15 protein-coding genes are annotated in these 22,745 nt (G+C 54.3%); 10 read left to right on the top strand and 5 right to left on the bottom strand.

The features are described from left to right. Window positions 1-140: 140 nt before the first annotated feature. Window positions 141-1,265: a mechanosensitive ion channel family protein gene (locus WG929_RS17060; protein ID WP_416207063.1), complete on the top strand. Its 1,125-nt coding sequence runs from the start codon at window positions 141-143 to the stop codon at window positions 1,263-1,265. Between the two features lie 120 nt (window positions 1,266-1,385). Continuing rightward, on the top strand, window positions 1,386-1,766 hold the full coding sequence (locus tag WG929_RS17055) for a DUF805 domain-containing protein (protein ID WP_416207062.1): 381 nt from the start codon (window positions 1,386-1,388) through the stop codon (window positions 1,764-1,766). A 65-nt stretch (window positions 1,767-1,831) separates the two neighbouring features. Here WG929_RS17055 and WG929_RS17050 read toward each other — a convergent pair whose 3' ends face one another. Then, complete coding sequence (locus tag WG929_RS17050; protein WP_416207061.1) at window positions 1,832-2,053, bottom strand: hypothetical protein; 222 nt, start codon at window positions 2,051-2,053, stop codon at window positions 1,832-1,834. A gap of 13 nt (window positions 2,054-2,066) precedes the next feature. Next, the gene (locus WG929_RS17045) at window positions 2,067-3,248 is read right to left on the bottom strand and encodes a Na/Pi symporter (RefSeq protein WP_416207060.1); all 1,182 of its coding nucleotides are present in this window, start codon (window positions 3,246-3,248) and stop codon (window positions 2,067-2,069) included. A gap of 383 nt (window positions 3,249-3,631) precedes the next feature. Between WG929_RS17045 and WG929_RS17040 the strand changes: the two genes are divergently transcribed. Both WG929_RS17040 and WG929_RS17035 read left to right on the top strand, forming a co-directional pair. After that, a complete protein-coding gene (locus WG929_RS17040) occupies window positions 3,632-4,504 on the top strand; it encodes an AAA family ATPase (RefSeq protein ID WP_416207059.1) in 873 nt (290 codons plus the stop codon). Window positions 4,505-4,506: 2 nt separating this feature from the next. Then, on the top strand, window positions 4,507-5,685 hold the full coding sequence (locus WG929_RS17035) for a vWA domain-containing protein (protein ID WP_416207058.1): 1,179 nt from the start codon (window positions 4,507-4,509) through the stop codon (window positions 5,683-5,685). Window positions 5,686-5,751: 66 nt separating this feature from the next. Here WG929_RS17035 and trhO read toward each other — a convergent pair whose 3' ends face one another. Continuing rightward, on the bottom strand, window positions 5,752-6,768 hold the full coding sequence (gene trhO / locus WG929_RS17030; protein WP_416207057.1) for an oxygen-dependent tRNA uridine(34) hydroxylase TrhO: 1,017 nt from the start codon (window positions 6,766-6,768) through the stop codon (window positions 5,752-5,754). Between the two features lie 235 nt (window positions 6,769-7,003). Between trhO and WG929_RS17025 the strand changes: the two genes are divergently transcribed. Beyond that, window positions 7,004-7,525, top strand: coding sequence for a YehS family protein (locus WG929_RS17025; RefSeq protein ID WP_416207056.1), 522 nt, complete (start codon window positions 7,004-7,006; stop codon window positions 7,523-7,525). 138 nt (window positions 7,526-7,663) lie between these two features. On the opposite strand, the gene WG929_RS17020 is transcribed toward WG929_RS17025, so the two are convergent. After that, window positions 7,664-8,089 (bottom strand): acyl-CoA thioesterase, encoded by a 426-nt coding sequence (locus WG929_RS17020; protein WP_369857710.1) that lies wholly within the window; start codon window positions 8,087-8,089, stop codon window positions 7,664-7,666. A 336-nt stretch (window positions 8,090-8,425) separates the two neighbouring features. Beyond that, the gene (locus WG929_RS17015; RefSeq protein ID WP_416207055.1) at window positions 8,426-9,112 is read right to left on the bottom strand and encodes a hypothetical protein; all 687 of its coding nucleotides are present in this window, start codon (window positions 9,110-9,112) and stop codon (window positions 8,426-8,428) included. Between the two features lie 186 nt (window positions 9,113-9,298). On the opposite strand from WG929_RS17015, the gene recC reads away from it, so the two are divergent. The 5 genes from recC to WG929_RS16990 all read left to right on the top strand — a co-directional run bounded on the left by recC (window position 9,299) and on the right by WG929_RS16990 (window position 22,724). Further along, a complete protein-coding gene (recC, locus tag WG929_RS17010) occupies window positions 9,299-13,027 on the top strand; it encodes an exodeoxyribonuclease V subunit gamma (protein ID WP_416207054.1) in 3,729 nt (1,242 codons plus the stop codon). Beyond that, window positions 13,024-16,974, top strand: a complete 3,951-nt coding sequence (gene recB / locus WG929_RS17005) for an exodeoxyribonuclease V subunit beta (RefSeq protein WP_416207053.1) — start codon at window positions 13,024-13,026, stop codon at window positions 16,972-16,974. The genes recC and recB overlap by 4 nt, the downstream gene beginning before the upstream one ends. Beyond that, window positions 16,971-18,944, top strand: a complete 1,974-nt coding sequence (gene recD, locus WG929_RS17000; RefSeq protein WP_416207052.1) for an exodeoxyribonuclease V subunit alpha — start codon at window positions 16,971-16,973, stop codon at window positions 18,942-18,944. The genes recB and recD overlap by 4 nt, the downstream gene beginning before the upstream one ends. Before the next feature lie 106 nt (window positions 18,945-19,050). Beyond that, window positions 19,051-22,047 (top strand): DUF748 domain-containing protein, encoded by a 2,997-nt coding sequence (locus WG929_RS16995; protein ID WP_416207051.1) that lies wholly within the window; start codon window positions 19,051-19,053, stop codon window positions 22,045-22,047. A 248-nt stretch (window positions 22,048-22,295) separates the two neighbouring features. Continuing rightward, window positions 22,296-22,724 (top strand): roadblock/LC7 domain-containing protein, encoded by a 429-nt coding sequence (locus tag WG929_RS16990; protein ID WP_416207050.1) that lies wholly within the window; start codon window positions 22,296-22,298, stop codon window positions 22,722-22,724. Window positions 22,725-22,745: the final 21 nt, after the last annotated feature.

Here is a 22,745-nt window from a genome sequence, read left to right as displayed (position 1 = left end):
CGTTAATGTTTTCCGTCACTTCTGCTTGTCTCTGCTTTTAATCATCGTGAACATTGCGGTAGTGTCAGTTTTCTGCCGCTATTGGTAGATTGGTCGCCTGACGGTTATCAATGATTGACTGCTGAATGATTGGAGAAAACATGAACCACCTGGATCAGCTGGCCAACTACCTGGCTGAATTTAATTTGCCAGCCTGGAGTATCGCCCTGGGTATCACGCTGGCATCTCTGTTGTTGATGCTGGCGCTGAAGGGAATTGTTATTTCGCGGTTGCGGCGGGTAACGCAGCGTACCCCCTGGTTTTTCGATACCTTGCTGCTCAAGGCACTCAGTGCACCGATCACGATTGTGTTGGTGGGGTTTCATCTGCTGATTCTAGAACGGCTGTTCGAACACTTCGATATTAGTAGTCCGACTTTTACCACGGTGACCGGTGACTCGGCCCGTGTGTTTCTGATTGTGGCGTTGATTGTGTTTTTTGATCGTATCTCACGCGGCACCCTGGAGCATTACGCGAGCAGCTCGTCGTTGTTGTACAACAGTCAGGGTATCGCCCGTGGACTGCTGCGCGGGCTGGTCTTTGGCTTGGGGTTGCTGGTGTTGCTGGGCACTCTGGGGGTGTCGGTTACGCCGATTATTGCTTCACTGGGGATTACCTCTCTGGCGGTGGCGCTGGCCTTGCAGCCGACATTGGAGAACTTTTTTTCCGGTGTGCAGTTGCTGGTCGACAAGCCGTTTCAGGTGGGTGACTTTATTGAACTGGATTCTGGTGAGCAGGGCTACGTTCAGAAAATCGGCTGGCGCTCAACCTGGATCAAGATGCTGCAAAACAATACGGTGATCTTGCCTAACAGCCAGATTTCCCAGTCTCGTATCGTCAATTACGATTACCCGGTCAAGGAATTGTCGGTGCTGGTCGAAGTCGGGGTGCACTACAGTTCCGACTTGGAACAGGTTGAAGTGATCACCAAGGAGGTCGCCAAAGAAGTCTTGCAGCGGGTAGAAGGAGCCGAACCCTCTTTCACTCCTCGGGTGATGTTTCATTCCTTTGCCGATTCCAGCATTAACTTTACCGTGGTACTAAGAGCGCGGGAGTATGTCGATAATTTTGCCGTAAAATCCGCTTTTATCAAGGCACTGCACAAACGCTATGGTGAAGAAGGCATTACGATTCCGTATCCGATTCGGGCGATTAATACCGAGCAAGAGGGGGCCGTCTTTACATTGACGCAGCCGCCGGAGACAGCGTCAGCAGCAAAAGTTTGACCTTGGTCTCATCCTGCTACGCTAGTCAGGGTATGTCGTACCCAACGCAGTAGAATAAAGATCGTTCAGGTGTATCCCCGGCGCCTGGCCGACATGGAAACGGGGCAAAGGAGCGCAACTATGGAAAGTGTTATCACTGCATTCAAGCGGTCACTGGATTTTCAGGGACGTTCAGGCCGGAAGGAATACTGGCTGTTCTATCTGTTTACCCTGGTTATTTACGTCGTCTTGGCCGTACTGGCTGCGGCGACAGAAGCCATGCTGGTCGGCGTGTTGTTGGGTTTTTACGGCGTGGCAATTATTGTTCCCTCGCTGGCTGTCAGTATTCGCCGTATGCACGACTGTAATCGCAGTGGCTGGTGGATACTGATTAACCTGGTACCGCTGGTGGGTGTTTTTATCTATCTCTACTTTGCGGTCAGCAAAGGTACAGAAGGAGAAAACCGTTTTGGTGCCGATCCATTACAACCCGGTCAGGATCAGGATGTTGTAATGGCGTAATAAAGCGGGTTTGCCGACCAATAAAAAAGAGCGCCTGGCGCTCTTTTTTATTGGTTTTATCGTGCTCAGTGGCGATCAAACAGACTGCGTAATTCTTTTACCACAACCGGCCAGAAAGCACGCAGATCATCGTACTCATGATCCACTTCCTGTAGATACTGATCGAGATGATCAATGGCTTCATGTTGCTCGTCGGACTCAATACTGGCAAGACGGGTCTTCAGCTCCGCCAGACGAGCTTCCAGGCTTTCGATCTTGCGCTGTAATTCTTGCTTGTTTTCGCTCATGTCACAATCTCCCTTAAATACCCAGTAATTGGCTTCCACCAATCAGTACCAATGGGGCGACAAAAAATACACCCAGAATATACGCGCCCGCATACAATTTATTGGTCACTGCTGCATTGGCGAGTTTCTCTGCTGCCCACAGCGGAATGTTACGCAAGACCGGGATGCTGTAGATCAGTATCACGCCCATCATGTTGTAAATCAGGTGAATCAGTGCAATCTGCAAGGCAAATACTGCATTGGGGCCGGTAATGGCCGTTGCTGCCAGCAGCGCGGTCACGCAGGTGCCGATATTGGCACCGAGTGTAAACGGATATATCTGGCGCAAGCTGAAGACACCGCTACCGGCCAGCGGTACGATCAGGCTAGTGGTGGTTGAGCTGGACTGAACCAGCACGGTAATCAGGGTGCCGGAAGCAATACCGGATACCGGGCCACGGCCAACAGCGGCGTGGAGAATGTTTTTGGCCTTGCCGACCAGCAAGGACTTCAACAGTTTGCCGATCAGGGTGATGACGGCAAAAATGGTTGCGATACCCAGAATCACCATAATGATGCCAGCGGCCGTGTCTGGTGCCAGGCTTTCCAACTGATGCTGGATAAATTTTACCGGCGGCTTGATCAGCGGCTTGATGAAATTGACGCCATTCATCGACAGCGAATCGGCACCGACGAGAAAGGAAGCCAGGTGGCTACCGACCTTCTGCAACATGCCAAACATGATTTCCAGCGGCAGGAAGATCACCACGCACACCAGATTAAAAAAATCGTGTACGGTCGCGGCGGCAAAGGCCCGGCGAAACTCTTCACCCTGGCGAACGTGGCCAAGGCTGACGATGGTGTTGGTGATAGTGGTACCAATGTTGGCACCCATCACCATCGGAATGGCAATCTCAACAGGCAAGCCACCGGCGACCAAACCAACAATAATAGACGTGACCGTGCTGGATGACTGGATCAGGGCGGTGGCGACTGTACCCACAATCAATCCTGTCAGCGGGTTACTGGCAAAGTCGAACAGCTCTTTGGCATGTTCTCCGGCAGATAATTTGAAGCCACTGCCAATAATGGATACAGCGACTAGCAAAAAGTAAACGAGGCCGGCAATTTTCAGCCAGTTCAGCCAATGGGCATTGGGGGAGAGCTGGCTGTTGCTCTGCTCAGTTGATGGAGCGTTTGCAGTGGTATCGTTCATACAGGGCGATGGCTCATCCGGTTGGTTTTATCCTGGTTCAGGAAAATCGGGCATGGTCTCCGATAAATGTGACATTTACATGACAAAGTGGATCTTCGACATTCGACACCGTCCCCGAGGCGGGTTGGGCTGGCGTTTGTCACATATAAATGAGTAGCCGCTGGGTACGACGTTTTTAAATCGTAAAGATGTCCGCTGTCCTGATGGACGTCAGCGTGGCGTTGGCTGGCACGGAGGGTGGTATACAGGGGCGTTTTGGCTGACCCCCAAAAGCGTGATGACAGAATGGTGTTTATTGGATGTTTTCCATTTGGTTGATAGACCCTTTCCAACAGCAGCCGGTATTTTTATACTGCGGAGTCTGAAAACCCCGGAGAGTTTGCATGACTGATCCCCGCTCTAGTTCTACGCGTACCCGTTTTGAGGGTACAAGCGACTACATCGCCACCCCGCAACTGCAAATGGCGGTCAATGCGGCGATTACCCTGCAAAAACCCCTGCTGTTAAAAGGCGAGCCGGGCACCGGTAAAACCATGCTGGCGGAACAATTGGCCGATGCACTGGGCACTGAGCTGATTCAATGGCACATCAAAAGTACCACTCGGGCGCATCAGGGCTTGTATGAGTACGACGCCGTATCGCGGCTACGCGATTCACAGCTGGGTTCCGACCAGGTACAGGACATTCGTAATTACATTGTGAAGGGCAAACTCTGGGAAGCCTTTGACGCTGATAAACCTGTGGTGTTGCTGATTGATGAAATCGACAAGGCCGACATTGAATTCCCCAACGACCTGTTGCTCGAACTCGATAAAATGGAGTTTTTTGTCTACGAGACTCAGGAAAAGGTGGTGGCCAGGCATCGGCCCATTATTCTGATCACCAGCAATAACGAAAAAGAACTGCCCGATGCCTTCCTGCGGCGTTGCTTTTTCCACTACATCGACTTCCCTGATCGCGACACCATGCAACGCATTGTTGATGTGCACTTCGACAACATCAAGCAAGCGTTGGTCAGCACGGCACTGGATGTGTTCTTTGACCTGCGTAAGGTGCCAGGTCTGAAGAAAAAACCGTCCACCTCGGAAATGATCGACTGGCTCAAATTGCTGCTGGCCGACGACATTGGCCTCGATGCCCTGCAAAACAAGCAAGGTACCCAGGCGATTCCGCCATTACACGGTGCGCTGGTGAAAAACGAGCAAGACGTACAGCTGTTAGAAAAACTTGCCTTTATGAGCCGCCGCCGGAGCTGATTGTGCTGATTGATTTCTTCCAGGTGGTCAGGGCCTCCGGTGTTCCGGCGTCAGTACGAGAATACCTCGATCTGCTGCGGGCGTTGCAACACGGCCTGGTGTTCGCCGACGCCGATGAGTTCTACGCGCTGGCACGGCTCTGTCTGGTGAAAGACGAAAAGTACTACGATCGTTTTGACCGCGCCTTTGCCACCTACTTCAGTGGACTGGAGTCCTTTTCGGGTGCTCTCGACGAATTGAACCTGCCCGAAGACTGGTTGCGCAAGGAAATGGAACGGGTGATGACCGAAGCCCAGAAAGCCGAAGTGCAAGGGCTGGGCAGCCTCGATAAAATACTCGAAGCCTTGCGGGAGCGACTGGAAAACCAGACCAAGCGTCATCAGGGTGGCAGCAAGAACATCGGCACTGGCGGTACTTCAGCCTTTGGCGCGTTTGGCTACAATCCTGAAGGCATACGTATAGAACAGGGCGAAAGCCGCCATCGCAAAGCCGTTAAAGTGTGGGAAGAACGCAACTACCGCAACCTCGACGACAGCATCGAGTTGGGCATTCGTAACGTCAAGGTGGCGCTGCGCCGACTGCGTAAATTCGCCCGCCAGGGTGCGGCTGACCAGCTCGACCTTGACGACACCATCCGCGCTACCGCCCAGAACGCTGGTTACCTTGATCTCAAGCTGGTGCCCGAACGCCATAACGCCATCAAAGTCCTGCTCTTCTTTGACGTCGGCGGCTCCATGGATGAACATATCCGCGCTTGTGAAGAACTCTTTTCCGCCGCCCGTGCCGAGTTCAAACACATGGAAAGCTTCTACTTCCATAACTGTCTGTATGAATCGGTGTGGCGCAACAATAACCGCCGCCACCAGGAACGTATCAGCACCTGGGACGTCTTGCACAAATACGGCAACGACTACAAAATCATTTTCGTCGGCGACGCCAGCATGGCCCCCTATGAAGTGACTCATGTGGGTGGCAGCGTTGAACATTACAATGACGAAGCCGGAGCGGTCTGGCTACAACGCATTACCCGGCAGTTCCCTCACGTCGCCTGGCTTAACCCCACACCGCAACAATGGTGGGGGCCTTATGGCTCGCTCGGTATGATTCAGCAGCTGATGGAAAACCGTATGTATCCACTCAGTGTAGAAGGCATCACCGCAGCGATTAAAGAGCTGACTTGAAAGGAGCCGGGTGTTTTCGCGTGTGTGGTACTGTCAAATCTCTGGCCCATGCTCTCGGCGCACGTCTTAATCTTGTTGCCGCTGCTGTTCCTTGAAAGCCAGTTTTTCCTGACGGCGCCGTTCGATGATGTCTTGCAGGTCGTTCCCCAGGTGTTCTTCGCCGCGTTGTTTGGCCAGTTGCATCTGATGTTCGCGCTGGCGGAAACGGTCGCGTTGCTGGTCTGAATATTCATCAATACAGAAGTGGCAACTAACGCCCTGCAGGTAATGTTCCGACTGTTTGTCGGCTTCGGTGATTGGGCGGCGACAGGCATGACACTGGTCGAATTCGCCTTTTTCCAGTTTATGGTTAACCGTCACGCGATTGTCGAAGACAAAGCATTCGCCTTCCCACAGGGTGTCTTCTTCAGGCACTTCTTCCAAGTATTTCAGAATACCGCCTTCGAGGTGGTAGACCTCGTCAAAACCCTGTTCTTTCAGGTAGGCGGTGGACTTTTCACAGCGTATGCCGCCGGTGCAGAACATGGCGATTTTCTTGTGTTTTTCCGGGTCGAGGTTTTCCTTCACATATTGGGGGAATTCGCGGAAGGTTTTGGTGTTTGGGTCTAATGCGCCCTTGAAGGTACCGATGCCGACTTCGTAGTCGTTGCGGGTATCAACCAGCAAGACTTCCGGGTCGGCAATCAGCGCGTTCCATTCTTGCGGTTTGACGTAGGTGCCGACGACACGTTTGGGGTCGATGCCTTCGACACCCATCGTCACAATCTCTTTTTTGAGTTTGACCTTGGTACGGTAGAAGGGTTGTTCATCGTCGTAGGATTCTTTGCAGCCAATATTGGTCAGGCGTTGATCCTGACGCAGATAAGCCAGCAGGCCGTCGATGGCTTCACGGCTACCCGCCACGGTGCCGTTGATGCCTTCGTTAGCCAGCAGCAGTGTGCCTTTGACGTTCAGCTTGAGCATGGCGTCGAGTAGCGGCTGACGCAGTGCTTCGACGTTGTCGAGGGTTACAAACTTGTACATGGCGCAGACTACAAAGGGGCCGTTTGCCGGAGTCTCACTGGAGACAGGGGAAAGTGTCATGGTGTCCTCGCTGCCCGGAACGTAAAACCGGAGCGTGATGATTTTCGGGGCGCGGAGTATACAAAAAAATCAGCGCTATTTCAGTCGCGTTGGTACGAGCTGTCACTAAAAACCGGTGGCTTAAAAATCACCTGTGGCCGTGTTAATGCGTCCTGTGGTTGGCTGATTCTGCTAGAATTGTACAATTCCGGCAGGCTGTAATGACTCCGCCGCTTCTGACACAACAGGATTTACTTTGACCAATAACGATGTCTTTCGCCGTATTCGATATACTTTCGACCTTAAAGATTCTCTGATGGTGGACATATTTGCCGCTGCAGATTACACCGTTACCAAAGAGCAGGTCTCTGGCTGGTTAAAAAAGGAAGGTGATGAATCCTATAGGGAAGCCACGGATACCGATCTGGCAGCTTTTTTAAACGGTTTTATCAATACCCGACGCGGTAAGCTGGATGGCATTCAGCCTGAGCTGGATGTGCGTTTGAATAATAATATGATCTTGCGAAAATTACGTATTGCGCTGGATATGAAGGCAGAAGATATTCTCGAAACCTTGCAGGTGGTTGGTTTTCGTTTAAGCAAGCCTGAGTTGAGTGCTTTTTTCCGCAAACCGGGTCATAGGCATTACCGCGAATGCAAGGATCAGATATTACGCAACTTCCTGATGGGCATGCAGCGTCAGTTACGGCCTGGTGATACCAGTGAGTATCAGCAGGATACCGATGAAAATACCGATACCGCCAGCGACAATATCTGAATAGCCAATGTTGCTGTTTTTTGAGAATCTCAGTGATATTAGCGTGATGTTATCAGGCGTGGGCCAAGCGCAAGAATAATAATCTGTTTGTAGCGGCACAGGCACCATAGTGTGCTGCTACAAACAAGACGCAAAAAATCAGAATTCGCAGTTGCCGTTTTCCAATACGTATTTGGGCAGGTCTTTTTCATCCGGAATAGGCGTTGGTGCGCCGTCGTCGTCAATAGAGACAAATTTGAACGTCGCTTCGGTGACTTTTTCTCGTTGTCCTATGCGCCCACGGCGTACCCAGGCTTCGACGTGTATTTTCATGGAAGTACGGCCGCTGTGGGCCACTTCGGTGTAGACGCCGAGTATATCGCCGACCTTGACGGGACGAATAAAACTCATGCTGTCAACGGCGACGGTCACCACGCGCCCTTGTGCGCGCTGACCGGCACAAATACCGGCTGCGATGTCCATTTGGGAGAGTACCCAGCCTCCGAAGATATCTCCGGCAGGATTGGTGTCGCTTGGCATGGCGATGGTGCGAGTGGTCAGCCGACCACGGGTAACCTCTGTCATGGTGTTATATTTCCCCGTTCTGAATGGTTCTGGGCACATCTATAAATGATTGCGCTCGACATGACGGCGTTAAACATCGACTCAAAATACTCATGCATCACTCATACACTCGGCTTTGGCTTCCTGCGTCGCTCTAACGCAAGCGTGCGCTTTTTCGTCGATTTTTGCCTTGTCCTTTTATCGCGCGCTATATTTTCAGATGCACCCTTCTGTTGTCACCCTGTGATTGGGTGAGGGTGACTGCGGTCATGCTGTTCACAGCTTGAGAGCGAATATACACCGTATGTCGCATTGAATTATCAGATTTTTTGCATGGCACTGATAGCCTGATGAGTATCAGCAAGACCAGTCTTCACGGCGAAAAAAACGAAACCCTCGGGCATCACAGTGAAAACGCACCAGTTCAACACCGCAGGGTGAAACGGGCGTCCAGGGTAGGGGTGGCAAACCCCGAATGGTTGCCCGAATACTATCAGCCGATTGTTGTTCGGCGAGAAAACGGGAGACGGTAATATGGCTGCCCCAGGGCATGCTCAGTGCGATATCAGCCCGATTGGCGCTGTCGACCAGTTGCTCGGCCAGTTGCCAGAATCCGGCATTGGCTTTGCTGGCGGCAATCAGGGTGTTGCTGTTGAAAAGCCAGTCGGTGAAGGTGATGGAGATGCTGTCGAGTCTGGTTTGTGTCAGCGGCAGGGCGTGGTTCATAAACCAGTTATTGACCTGAATCTCCAAGGCATTGGCTTCGTTTTCCGTGCTTTGGGTCAGTTTGCTGCCGGTTGCCAGGGTGGTATGCAGGTTGTCGGCGGCATAGGGAATGGCAGGAATCACATTGCCGATGGTGCTGCTGGCCTGGGCCAGTAACCGGGTCAGGGCGTCGGGGTAGCGTAATATCAGCAACAGGCCGCTGTCTGCTGGTGGATTGGCCCCGGTTAGTTGTAGTTCAGGTTGTGCCATTGGCTGGCGGAAGGCGTTGTAATAGATCCCACGCTGTTTTTCGGTATAGGCATCCATTCTGCTCGGCATGGCGTATCCCTGAAGAGAGGTTGGTTATTAAAGTGCGACAGCGAAGATAATGGCCAATCAGGTTGCTGTCGAGTCGTCCAACAAACTGACCGCACCGTCCGTCAGGTAGCAGGCAATTTGCCCGACGGTGAATCTGGCTGTCCCTGTTAGAATGACATTTTTGTTGGTCATCAGGTAACGGATTGCATGCTCAAACTCTACCACTCCAATGATCTCGATGTTCTGAAAGGTATTTTGCTGTCGTTGATGCAGCAAAACCCGCCGTCGCCCTTCGAGCGGGAGGCGATTCTGGTGCAAAGTCAGGGGATGGCACATTGGCTCAAATTGAACATCGCCGCAGGTCTGGGGGTGTCAGCGCAGCTGGAGTTTCCGTTGCCGTTCAGTTTTATCTGGCAAGTGTTTAATCGGCTGCGGCCGGATCTGCCGGAACGTTCCCATTTTGACAAGCAATTGATGGTCTGGAAACTGATGCGCTTGCTGCCGGGCCTGGTTGCTGGCGCAGATGATGACCATCCGTGCAAGGCGATTGCCCATTATCTCGATAACGATGAGCAGGGCATCAAGTGTTATCAGCTGGCGCAGACGATTGCTGATGTGTTTGACCAGTATCTGGTCTATCGGCCGGATTGGTTATTGGCTTGGGAGGCCGGTGAGAATCAGATCGAAGGTGCCGATGTCAGCCGTCATCCGTGGCAACCGGTGGTTTGGCGGGCACTGGTGGCCGACAGTGAGCAGCAGGGTCACAGTCTGGCTCACCGGGCGCGGTTGATGGAGCAGTTGGCTGAGCTGGTCCGTCGTTATCCCGAACGGCTGGCCGATTTGCCAAAACGGTTGTTCGTATTTGGTATTGCGGCGTTGCCAGGCAGTTACTGGCAGGTGCTGGATGCTATTTCCAGTGTGGTGGAAGTGCACTTTTTTCTGCTCAATCCGTGCCGTAACTTCTGGGGCGATATTGTTGATGATCGACGTCGCTTACGAATTTTACAGCGCCAACCGGAAGCAGCGGCTTATCTCGATCGGGGCAATCCGCTACTGGCCAGTTGGGGGCAGTTGGGACGAGACTTTCTGACACTGGTGCACGATACCGAGCTGGCATTGGATGTCGAAGCCTGGGTTGATACTGATCAGTCGTTAGATAAAATGAATCTGCTGCAATCCGTACAGCACGATATTCTCGAATTGCAGGATCGCCAACAGGCAGCATTTACGGCTGAGGCATTGCAACACAGTCGTTTCAAACAGATCGTACTGCCGGATGACGACAGCCTCAAGCTGGTGTCGGCCCACAGCCCGCTGCGTGAAGTGCAGCGATTACACGATCAGTTATTGAACTGGTTTAGCCGCCATCCAGAGTTGAACCCCCGTGATGTGGTGGTGATGGTGCCGGATATCGATGCGTATGCCCCTTATATCGATGCCGTGTTTGCCAGTGTCGATCAGTCCGTTGGTGGCAACAGTTTGCGGATCCCCTGGGCCATTGCCGACCAGTCGATATTGATGGAAAACCCGTTAATCGAAACCTTCTTGTCGTTACTGGGGTTGGCAGAAAGTCGCCTGACCATTACTGAAGTACAAGACTGGCTGGATGTGGCAGCCATTCGTGGCCGTTTTGGTATTGCCCAGAATGAGCTGGATACCATTAAGGACTGGCTGGCGCGGGCGAATATTCGCTGGGGTCTGGATGGCGCGCAGCGTGGCCGTCTTGGCTTGCCGGTGTTTGAGCAAAACAGCTGGCGCAAGGGATTACGCCAGTTATTGCTGGGCTTGATGATTCCAGAAATATTGCCCGGTAGTCAGTACACACCGGGTTGGCAAGGTGACTGGCCGATTGCGGCGGTCGAAGGCACCGGTGCAGAATTACTTGGTAAATTGCTGGGTTTTGTCGATGTTCTGGAATACTGGCAGCATACCCTTGGCCAGTTAACAGATCCGGCCGATTGGTTAACCCACTTGCCAGCGCTGCTGGATGAGTTTTTTTGTACCGATTTCAGCCGCGCCGATGGCATCAGTTTGGCGGAGCAACAGCAGCAGGCCGGTGCGCTGCAGCGGGTGCGCGATGCGCTGATGTTGTGGCGGCAGGAGCTGGAACAAAGCGCGGTGGTGGCGGGTTCGTCAACCGATACGGGTACAACTGCATCACCGTCAACCCCGCCGTCAGCTGCGGACGGTGGTACAGATGGTGGTGCCAGTGCCATCACCCTGTCCGGACGAGTGGTGCGGGCCTGGTTTAATGAACAATTAGGGCAGCAAGGTGGCTGGCAGCGCTTTCTGGCCGGGCCGGTGAATTTCTGTACGCTGATGCCGATGCGCTCGATTCCGTTCAAAGTCGTGTGCTTACTGGGGATGAACGACGTTGATTATCCCCGGCGGGTACCTCCGGTCGGTTTTGATTTGCTGGCTTCTGGCCAACGCCGTCTCGGTGACCGCTCGCGTCGCGACGATGACCGTTATCTGTTTCTGGAAGCAGTGACTTCAGCGCAGCAACACTTGTACATCAGCTTTCGTGGCCATGGCGTGCGGGAGAACAACGAGCAACAGCCTTCGGTACTGGTCAGTGAACTGGTGGACTATATTTGCGACAGCTTTTGCCTGTCGCAGCAGCAGTCATTACCGCATCAGCAGAGTCGCAGCGCCATGCGTCAGTGGCTGATTGAAGAAATACCGCTGCAACCTTTTGGCGCTGGCGTATATTTGCCGCTGGATGCCCATACCACCAATTCTGACTCCGCTGCCAATGTCAGCAAGTCGATGAGTGCCAATCGGATTACTGGCTACCATCCGCTGTGGGCCAAGGTGGCTGGCAGTCATCAATCGCTGTCACCATCAACCGCCGAAAGCGACTTTCTGTCCAGCATCTTGCCGCTACCCGAAGAATTGCTGCCGCTGCATGAAGGTGAGCGAGTGGCGATTGAGCTGACGGATATAGTCAGTGCGTTGAATAACAACGCGGATTTTTTTCTCAAGCGCCGCTTGCGCGCCAATCTGACGCCTTACTGGCAAGATCACCCGGCAGAAGAACCCTTTGGACTGGATCAGCTGGAGCGCTACCTTTATCGCAATGATGAGCTGGACAGCCAGTTGGGGGAGCAGACAATCATGGCGCATGAACCGGAGTCAGAACCAGAGCCGCAAGCCCAAAACAGCCGCCTTGAGCGTCTGCAGGCGTTAGGCCAGTTACCGGTGAACGCGTTGGGGCAACTGACGGCGCAAAAATTACAGGCTTCGGTGCTGCCTTTGACCGAGGCGGTACGGCTTGCCCGAGAGACCGCAGCAGAGGCTGGTGTAGATACAACGGCTATTGCCAGTCGAGCACTGGTAACACCGGTTGAACTGGCTGCTGATGAGCTGGTCGGTTTGTTTGCAGCTGGTCGGCTTCCCGCCAGTTCTCCCCTGTGCTGGCAAATCGAAGGTGAGCTGGGCCATTGTGTCGGGTCGACGTTGATCCGTTACCGGCCCGGTGGTATTCGCGGCAGACAGCTATTGGCGGCCTGGCTGGAGCTGGTATTGGCGCGACGGGTTCATGGCGACGCCATTACCCATACGCTGGTGTTGGGTCTGGACAGTAAAAAGAAGGTCGAGAGACACCAATTGACGGCGCCGTCACAACAACAGGCCGGGGAAATTTTGGCGGCCTGCGTGGCATTTTATTTACGTAGCTGGTGCCAGCCTCAGCCCTTGTTGCCGGATTTGCTCTGGCAATTGGTTCAGGCTGAAGAGGATGAGCAAGCGGATGTGGTAGCTAAAGCCGCCGAACAGGCATTTGGTGAATTGGCGTCGGTGGCCATGCTGCGGTGTTTCCCGCCGCTGGCTGATCAGCTGGAACAGCCAGTGCAACGAGCTGAGTGGCTGGCACGATTTGACTGGCTGGTGAAACCGCTGGTCGCGCATTACCGTCGGCTGGAGGATGAGCAATGACCAATACGCCCGCCAACGCCGTAGCCACCGTCAGCCCGGATACGGCCACGGTGAATCCGCTGGATATATCCACCTTTCCATTACTGGGCCAGTCGTTGATCGAAGCCAGTGCTGGCACCGGTAAAACCTACACTATCGCCAGTCTTTACAGTCGCTTGCTGATTGGGCATCACACGGGTCTGGCGCAATTGAGCTGTGACCAGGTGTTGGTGGTGACCTTTACCAATGCCGCCACCGAAGAGTTGCGTGGCCGTATTCGTGAGCGTATCCGTCATAATTTTGAAGATGTCGTGCGCATGCGTGGTGGCCAGCCCGTTGATGATGATTTATTTGGCCAGTGGGTTGCGCAGCTGGGGCTGGATGATGCCGGCTTGCAAACGCTGGCGACCTGGTTGCAGGCCAATCTGGCACGCATGGACGATGCCAGTATTTTTACCATTCATGGTTTTTGCCAGCGCATGCTGAAGCAGTTTGCCTTTGATACCGGGGTGATGTTCAGTGCCGAGCTGGTGCTGGATGCTGATCAGTATTTGCGCCAGGCCTGCGAGGATGTCTGGCGTAATGGCTTGTATCACCAGCAGGTATTGGCAACGGAATGGCTGTCTGCGGTGTTTCCGACGCCGGCCGAACTGATGTTGACTGTGCGCAACTGGTTTGCCCGGCCAGACGCCTGTTTTATTCCTTCACCCGCGCCGGGCCAGGTGTTATTGCCGCAGCACTGGCACGATGCAGAACGCTGTTTTGAGCAGGTGGGCACGCTTTGGCAGCAATTGGGTGAGCAGCAGATTCTGGAGCTGCTGCAGGCTGGGGATCTTAATGGCAACTCCTATCGCAAGGCTTCGGTGCCAGGCTGGATACGGGAAATCGGTTTGTACTTCAGCGCTCCCTTTTCGTTTAATGTGCCAGACAAGCTCGGCCATTTTGGTAGCGAGATGTTGCGTGAGAAAACCAAAAAGAACGGCGTAACGCCGCAACACGCGCTGTTCGAGCAGATACAAGCACTGGTAGAAACGCTGCAACCCTACCTTGCCCAGCTGCAACAGCTGCGCTCGATGTTACCCGTTGTCTGGTTTGGTGAGGTTCGGGAGCGTTATATCGCGTTGCTGGAGCAGGCTGGCGCGATGTCTCCGGATGACTTGTTGCGGTTACTGGATACGGCGCTGAGTGGGCCGATGGGGCAACCGTTGGCGGAGCAGATTCGCAGCCTGTATCCCGTTGCCCTGATTGATGAATTTCAAGATACTGACCCGCTGCAATACCGGATTTTTGCCACTATTTATCCTGCTCATTATCCCGCTGATGCGTCCACTTTGAAGGCTGATCCGACTGCCACTCAGGGCCACGTTGACGAAGATCAGGGCGGCAACAATAAGCATGCCTCGGCTGCGCTGCCTGCCTGGGGTCTGACCGCCATTGGCGACCCGAAGCAGGCCATTTATGCCTTTCGGGGAGCGGATATTTTTACCTATATCGCAGCCCGCCGGGCGATGAAACCGGAACGTATCTTTACGCTGGATACCAACTGGCGCAGTCATAGCGATCTGGTTGCTGGAGTTAACGATCTGTTTGCCGAGCATCCGGCGCCATTTGTCTTCGACGACGATATTCCGTTTCATCGAGTCAAGGCCGCAGGTAAGGAAGATCAGCAGCCGTTGCGGCTGACTTTGGCCGCGGACACAGTGCCAGCGCCACCATTGCAACTCTGGTTTGATGAGGTGGAAGAAAACCGCGATCAGGGTGTCTGGCGTTGTGCGCAGCAATGTGCCAGCAGTATTCGGGCATTATTGACCGGTACCGGCCAGCTGGGCGATCAGCCGGTACTGGCGCGGGATATGGCGGTGCTGGTACGCAGTCACAAACAGGCCCAGGTCATGAAAAAGGCCCTGTCGCGAGCCGGTGTCGGAGCGGTGTTCCTGTCGCGGCATTCGGTCTTTCGCAGCCTGGAGGCGGCGGAGCTGCTGAGCTGGCTGGCCGCGATCGCCGAACCGGCGAACGAGCGGGCGGTGCGTAATGCGCTGGCGACGTCGCTGCAAGGCTACAGCAGCGAACAATTGCACCAGTTGTTAGTAGAGGAAGCCGCCTGGGAACAACAACTGACCCAGGTTCAGGGTTACCACGATTGCTGGTTACGCAATGGCATTATGGCCAGCCTGATGCGCTGGCTTAACGATAATGACCGGGCGGTGCGGTTACGTCAGCTCGTTGATGGTGAACGCATACTGACCAATCTGTTGCATCTTGGTGAACTGTTGCAGCAGGCCAGTCGCCGTTTGCGTGGGCATCAGGCGTTACTGCGCTGGTTTACCGAGCAAGTGCTGGACGAAGCCAGCAGTGGTGATGAAGCCCAGTTGCGGCTGGAAACCGACGCCAATCTGGTGTCGATTGTCACCATTCACAAATCCAAGGGGCTGGAATATCCGCTGGTTTTTCTGCCTTTTCTCTGGAGCGACAGTTACGCTCTGAATACCAGATCCCGGTCGGTGCAGTACTTCGACGAGCAACAGGGCGTGGTGGTGAATCTGGACCCGGATAAAAACGCCAGAGAGATGGCCACCCGCGACAGCAAGGCAGAAATGATGCGGCTGTTATACGTGGCGTTGACCCGACCGGTGCAGGGCTGTTTTATCTGGTTGTCGGCGGCGATGAGCAAGAAAACCCGGTGGCTGGATATTTCGGCACTGGGAGAACTGCTGCAAACGACCGGGACGGCGAATCAGCAACTGGGTCAGCATCTTGGTGACAGGGTTCAGATGAGCCAGTGGCCGGGCTGGCCTGACGGTGACCGGCCACTGTTGCCTGCCGCGACTCGTGTGCCGCAGGCGCTGGACTTTTCCCGCCGACTGAAGCAGTGGTGGCGCGTCAGCAGTTTTACGGCACTGAGTTATCACGCCGCCGGGCCGAGTGATATTGGCTATTCCAGTGCTGCCGAGGCAGACGCTGGCAACCCGGTGGGGTTTGCGGAAGCTGATAATCTGCGCCTCGATGAAGCCAACCGCAATCCGTCCAGCAGCGCTACTAACGTTAATCCGTCGTCAGCACCGGTCTTGTTTGATACGGCTTTTGCCGAATCGGTGGCGATCACCTTCCCTCGTGGTGCCCAGGCCGGTACATGTTTGCACAGCGTGCTGGAGCAATGGGATTTTCATGCCCGTGAGGCGCTGACCGATACCATTTTACCCGCTGAGCTGAATCGTTTTGGCTTGTTACCAGACGCCACCGATGGTCAGAACCAGAACCAGCAACCCTTGTCTGGCCGCCTGGCCGACTGGCTGATTGGCGTAGTGAATACACCATTAGATGCCGTGTCGGGATTGTCGCTGGCAGCACTGGAGTCACAGCAACGGCTGGACGAAATGGAATTCTGCTTGCCGATTGGCGAGTTGCGGTCGGAGCAGCTCAACAGCCTGTTAATTGAATCCGACCGCGACGTTGAAGGCATCCGGCGTCCACGGCTAGAGTTCAGCCCGGTGACGGGCTATCTGAAAGGCTTTATCGACCTGATGTTCTGTTTCCAGGGGCGTTATTACCTGGTGGATTACAAATCGAATTATCTTGGCGACCAGCCCCAACACTACACTGGAGCCGCGCTGCAGCAGAGCATGGTGGAGCATCATTATGATTTGCAGGCCTGGATTTATACCCTGGCACTGGATCAGTTTTTGCGGCAGCGGCTACCGGACTATGCGCCACAGCGTCACCTCGGTGGCGTGTATTACCTGTTTTTGCGGGGCATGGGTCCTAAGACGGTTGCTGGTGCTGGTCATCCATCTGACCCGTGTCCCGGCGTTTATTTTCGCGCCATCGATCCGCAAGCACTGCAACGCTGGCAGCAGCGGCTGCTGCGTCAGACCGGGGTGGCAGAGGTTCAGGAGCGGGCAGAGGTTCAGGAGCGCCAGCTGTCGACACCACTTCCGCAACAACAGATTCAGGGAGAACTGGATTTATGATCACTGTTATCCATGAGTCTGCGTCTGGGCGTCGGCTGGTGCCGGTACTGGCAGCATTAACAGCGCGGACATCCTTGTCACCACTACTGGCGCGGTTAAGGGATTCCGGGCGACTGCGGGAGATTGATCAGCAACTCAGTCGGCAACTGCTGGAGTATGAAGGACAGTGCCCGCCGGAGCAGGCGCAGGCCTTGTATCTGGCTGCAGCGTTGGTGTCGGTGGTACTGGGCCGGGGACAAGTGTGTTTGCCACTGGATCACGCGCCGCTGCCGGAACTGGCGGCCAGCTGGCCAGTTATTGAACATTGGCGCGACTGGCTACGTTCTTGTCAGGGTTGCTGGTGGTGTCCGTGTGACGACGAGACGTTGGTGGCCGATGCTTATCAGGGTCAGCCTCTGGTGCTGGAGCAGCGACAGGCGGCGGGTAAACCGGTATTACGTGTCTACCTGGCGCGGTATTTTTTCTATCAAAGTGGCTTGGAGCAGCAAATCAAGGGGCGTCTGGATCTGTCAGCGGAGCAGAGTGTGCAGCAGCCTGATTTACGGCAAGCATTGACGACGCTGTTCCCGCGTCAGCTTGATGGCCAGCACGACTGGCAGGCAATGGCGGCGACAACCGCCTGCTTGCAACATTTCAGTGTGATCACCGGCGGCCCGGGTACTGGCAAAACGACCACGGTTACGCGTTTGCTGAGTGCCTTGCTGACGCTGCAGCCATCATTACGCATTGCATTGGCCGCACCTACCGGTAAGGCCGCAGCGCGTATGACCGAGTCCATTCGGGCGGCCAAATTACGGGGTGGTATTGCCATGGCAGAACGGATTCCGGACGTCAGCTTTACCTTGCATCGGTTACTGGGCTGGCACCCCGGTGGCTTCCGTTTTGGCCCACAACGGCATTTGCCGTATGACTGTGTGGTGGTGGATGAATCGTCGATGATCGATCTGGCGATGATGTATCAACTGCTGAGTGCGCTGGCTCCGACGGCACGGCTGGTGTTACTGGGCGACAAAGATCAGCTGGCGTCGGTGGAAGCGGGCAGTGTGCTGGCCGATCTGTGTGATGCCGGTGCTGTCCACTGGCCAGATACCGACTTTGGCCAGCAGGTTGAATCCCTGTGTGGTTATAACCCGGCGCTTGGTCGGCCCGATTCCGTGGCAGATGACACTCACCACCCAATGGTTAACGCCGTGGTGCAACTGCAGATATCCCATCGTTTTGATGCCAACAGCGGCATTGGTCAGTTAGCGGCGGCGACCAACTGCGGTGATGTCGCAGCGGCGTTGAATATGTTTCCCCGCTACGACGACATCGAGTTGCTGCTGCACCCGCTCGATGCCAGCGAACCGGTTAGCGGCAGCCAGCCATGGCAGGATGTGCTGATTGAGGGTTATCGCCACTATTGTGAAGCGGTCGCGGCAGCGGACAGCCAGCGTATGCTGGCGGCGTTTAATGATTTTCAGGTGTTGGTGGCGACTCGGCAGGGGCCGTTTGGTGTTGAGCTAATCAATGCCCGCATCGAAGAATTGCTGACCCGTGCCGGTCTGCTCAAGCGTACGTTCGATAGCCTGTGGTACCCTGGCAGGCCGGTGCTGGTTACCCGTAATGATTATGATCTCGGTCTGTTTAACGGCGATGTCGGCGTGACGGTGGCAGATGCCAGCGGCGCTCTGCGGGTGGTGTTTCAGACCGCTGATGGTGGTGTCCGGCAGCTGTTGCCCAGTCGTTTGCCCAGTCATGAAACTTCTTTCGCCATGACAGTCCATAAAAGCCAGGGTTCAGAGTTTCGTGCCGTGCAACTGCTGTTACCTCCGGTCTGGCAAGCGGTGATCACGCGGGAACTGGTCTACACCGCCATTACCCGTGCACGTGAGCACTTTGTCTTGCTGACCAGTCAGAGTTGTTGGCAGCAGGGACTGGCCAGTCGGGTCGAAAGGGCCAGTGGTTTACGCGATGCTTTATGGGGATAGTGACTGGCCAAGTGGTCAGCGGCTGTGCACCAACATAACAATGTATGCAACTTAGTATGCAACGTATTTTTGTATGCAACGTATTTTTGCACTATCAGGAGACAGCATGGCTGCCAGCAAGTCACCCACTAACCGGCCTTCAGCCCCATCCTCTGCAACCTCTGTGTCGCGGGGATGGCTGTTCTGGCTGGGACGTTCTTTACTGCTGTTATTGGTGTTACTGATTTTATCAATCCCGCTGATCCGTTTTGCCGGTCCGCCACTGGCGCTTTCCTGGTTGCAACAATGGTATGCCGACCAGGGTGAGGATTATCAACTGACGTTGACCGACTGGCAGTTGGCGGTGATCAGTGGTGAACTGACCCTGACCGGGGTGACCTTGCAACATCCGGGAGTGGGTGCCGGAGCAACCCGTATCAGACAGCTCACGCTGGATATTGATACTGGCCAGATTCAACACCAACTGATTGATATTACCCGGCTGCGACTGGATGGGGTGCGACTTGCCGCTGTCCGTCAGGGGGATCAGTTACTGGTGGCCGGGCTCTCTTTGCCGCTGGCAGCGAACGGCGCTGAGACGGCAACTGAAAACAGCCAGACAACCGCCGCATCAACGCCATGGGCTGTTCGACTGGGCAATCTCAGCCTGACAGACTGGTTACTGGGCTGGCAGCAAGATGGCCTGGAGACTCAGCTGAGTGTGCCTTCCGTCGATATCAGTGGTTTTGACAGCCGCACGGATGACGATATTGAACTGGCAGCAACCCTGTCGCTGGATCGGCTGTCCGGCAACCAGCAATTATTGCAGAGTCTGGCACCAGATCTGGATTTGAACACTCTGATACCCGGCTTGCCTGCGGGTACACCACAAACACTGACGCTGGATCAGCCGATGCTGCTGAAGTGGCAAGGCCGCCTGACGCACTGGCATACAGATCCGGGGGTTAGCGGTGATCTTGCTATCGGCCCATTAGCATTGACGTTGCTGGATACGACTCAGGCCGGGTTTGGCAGTTTGAAGCTGCAGGGGCTGGTTGCCGACGCAGAACAACAGAGTTTGAGCCAGTTACAACTCGACGGCGCCAGTATTAAAAGTCGCGTCGATGCCAGTGTCACCCCAACAGCAGAACCGGTGACCTTGTTTGCCTTGAATCGATATCAGGCTAATACACTGGCGTTTGATGGGATCACACTGTCTGTCGGGCAACAGACCATTGTCGGTGTGTCGCTGGATGGTCGTTACTATGACGGCAACATTGCCGGATTACCGTTGCAATTACCCACCAGCGCCGCAGCTGCGGACGAGACTGCAGCGCCAGCAAGTGCTGATTCTCATGCCACGACGACCAATACCAGTAGCAGTGCTAACGCCGTTAGTCGCCAGTTTGAGGTGTTGTTGCAGGGCATCGTCGTCAATGATGTTGACCTGCGTTGGCAGCAAGCCGGTATACAGGCTCGTATCACTGCCAATGAAATGACCGTTGGCCTGGTAAACAGCGCTGAAAATTTACCCATTGATCTGCAAGGCTCTCTGCAAGTGGCGGAGTTGCATATCAGTCAGTCGCAGCCAGTCGATTTAAAGCAGCCACTGATCTTTAGCTGGCAGGGGGCGCTCAACGACTGGCGACGTGATCCGGAATTGACCGGTGATGTCACCTTCAAACACTTCGATGCTGTGGTGGGTAACCAGCCGCCGGTGTCGCTGGAAGAACTGAATCTGAACGGGATTCGTGCTGATCGCAGTGTTCAGACGCTGGAGCAGCTGGTGGTGAATGGTTTGACGTTACAGCTGCCCGACAGTGCTAATGCAATTGCCAGGAAGCAGGGGATATTGTTCAGTCTTGGGCGTTATGAAGTACCGTCGATTGTCTTCGATGGCCAGACCCTGAGTACCGGGATACATCAATTCTCCGGCTTGCAAGCCCATCTGACCCGGCTGGAAAATGGTTTGATCGCCGGGTTGCCATCACCATCGACGGTAACTGTTGCGGCTAATACAAGCAGTATTGATACGGGCATCATGGCTAATAACAAGGATGTTATGGATGCGTCGGCCAGTGATGAGGCTGGCTTGGTGATCCATATCGCTGGTGTAACTATGATGGAAGCAACGGCGCAAGCGCCATCGGCGAGCCGCATCTACTGGTACGATTTGGCGGTATCGCCACCTCATAAAAGTACACTGACGCTGAAAGCAGTCAGTATCGGTGAACTGGATTCCGCTGCCTTGCTGAACGAAACTGGCAAACCGGTACCTGTGTCGGTGAGCGCTGGACTGGACGATTACAACAGCATTGAATTTACGGCGAATGCCGGGTTGCGGCAGGGGTTACCAGAAGGCAAGTTCAAGTTGGTCGTGCGTCAACTGAACTTGCCTCCTTTCAGCCCCTATGTAGTTGAGGCAATGGGCTACAAGGTTCAGAAAGGCATGCTGAAACTGGATAGCAACCTCGATATTGTTAACGGACAAATGAAGGGCAAGGCACTGTTGGTACTGCAAAACAGTCGTTTCGAGCCGGAAGACCAGGACACCATTGATCGTGTCAGCAAGCAGATCTCGATGCCGCTAGAAACGGCGCTATCGGTGCTGAAAGACGATAACAACAATTTGAGAATCGACGTCCCGCTTACGGGGGCAGTGAATGATCCCGATATCGGTATTCAGGATGTATTGCAGCAGGTGACCAAAAAGGCGGTGAGAACCGCCACATTGTTTTATTTGAAGCAGGCCTTTCAACCCTATGGCACCTTGATCAGTATTGCTTCCCTTGCCAGTGATCAGCTGTTTGCCATACGGCTTAATCCGCTGACGTTTGCCGAGCGGGACAGCACACTCAGTCCGGAACATCAGTCCTACCTCGACAAGGTTGCCACGACCATGGCCAGCAAAACAGAATTGGAGTTACAGGTATGCCCGCTGGTCAGCCGTGGCGAAGCCAACACCCTGGGAGAAGGCTGGCAAGCCTTGGCGATTGCGAGGGGACAATCCGTCAAGGCCTACCTGGCGCAGCGGCAAGATGAGAAAAAACATTCTCTCGGGGATCGTGTCTCCGTTTGTAATCCGGCTATAGCTGAGACTCCTCAGGTTGCGCTCGGATTTTAGCGTAGCGCAAGCCGTGATTAAGGAGTTGACGCCCTTGATTCAGGTGAAAAAGTGGCCGCAGTGTGAGGCAGTTCGCGTTTGAGGTATCGATATCATCACAAAGCGAAGATTAAGTTTTTGCTGTTGTCAATATTGAGATCAAAATCAGATTGTGGCATTTCAGGCAGTGGTATGCTGGCATTTCGTTCAAGGTGCCGTAAAGAGTGAAAAGTTATTGCGCTTATTAGTGGAACCAAGAGAGGTTGTCGATGTCCCCTATAATTGATCCCCATTATTCTGAAGCCAATTCTATTGCAGGTACGCTGAAGCAGTTTGTTAACCAATCTGCATCGCGTGGGTCTGTCAAGGCGGCAGCCGTCATGACCCGAGAAGGAAGAATGCTTGGTGCCGCCCTTGATAACGATACCAATGAGGACATCTTTGCTGCGATGAATGCATCGTTATTGATGCTGGCCCAGAAGGCGACAGATGAAATGTGTATCGGAGAATTTCGCCAAATGGTGGTGCTGGGTGCTGCTGGTATTATGCATCTGACTGAATTGGGCGATGGGATTGTACTGGCCGTAGCAACTGGCGCTAGCGCTAACCTGGGTCGAGTGATGCTGGACACACGGCAGATCTCTGTGCGCTTGCGGCGTTGCCTGGACAGTCCAGGTTCGATTCAACATGCATCCTGATAGCAGTAAAGGCGGAGATCA

Source organism: Oceanobacter antarcticus, from assembly GCF_044962685.1.
In the GTDB taxonomy this organism is placed as follows: Bacteria; Pseudomonadota; Gammaproteobacteria; order Pseudomonadales; family Oceanobacteraceae; genus Oceanobacter; species Oceanobacter antarcticus.
Note: the sequence above shows the minus strand (reverse complement) of the source record. Positions and strands in the feature narration are given on the sequence as shown.

Bases quoted from the DNA above. Each gene is read 5' to 3' on its own strand.
- WG929_RS17015 (WP_416207055.1), bottom strand. From the start codon at position 9,112: ATGCCGAGCAGAATGGATGCCTATACCGAAAAACAGCGTGGGATCTAT.
- WG929_RS16990 (WP_416207050.1), top strand. From the start codon at position 22,296: ATGTCCCCTATAATTGATCCCCATTATTCTGAAGCCAATTCTATTGCA.
- WG929_RS17060 (WP_416207063.1), top strand. From the start codon at position 141: ATGAACCACCTGGATCAGCTGGCCAACTACCTGGCTGAATTTAATTTG.
- WG929_RS16995 (WP_416207051.1), top strand. From the start codon at position 19,051: ATGGCTGCCAGCAAGTCACCCACTAACCGGCCTTCAGCCCCATCCTCT.
- recD (WP_416207052.1), top strand. From the start codon at position 16,971: ATGATCACTGTTATCCATGAGTCTGCGTCTGGGCGTCGGCTGGTGCCG.
- trhO (WP_416207057.1), bottom strand. From the start codon at position 6,768: ATGACACTTTCCCCTGTCTCCAGTGAGACTCCGGCAAACGGCCCCTTT.
- recC (WP_416207054.1), top strand. From the start codon at position 9,299: ATGCTCAAACTCTACCACTCCAATGATCTCGATGTTCTGAAAGGTATT.
- WG929_RS17040 (WP_416207059.1), top strand. From the start codon at position 3,632: ATGACTGATCCCCGCTCTAGTTCTACGCGTACCCGTTTTGAGGGTACA.
- WG929_RS17055 (WP_416207062.1), top strand. From the start codon at position 1,386: ATGGAAAGTGTTATCACTGCATTCAAGCGGTCACTGGATTTTCAGGGA.
- WG929_RS17020 (WP_369857710.1), bottom strand. From the start codon at position 8,089: ATGACAGAGGTTACCCGTGGTCGGCTGACCACTCGCACCATCGCCATG.
- recB (WP_416207053.1), top strand. From the start codon at position 13,024: ATGACCAATACGCCCGCCAACGCCGTAGCCACCGTCAGCCCGGATACG.
- WG929_RS17050 (WP_416207061.1), bottom strand. From the start codon at position 2,053: ATGAGCGAAAACAAGCAAGAATTACAGCGCAAGATCGAAAGCCTGGAA.
- WG929_RS17045 (WP_416207060.1), bottom strand. From the start codon at position 3,248: ATGAACGATACCACTGCAAACGCTCCATCAACTGAGCAGAGCAACAGC.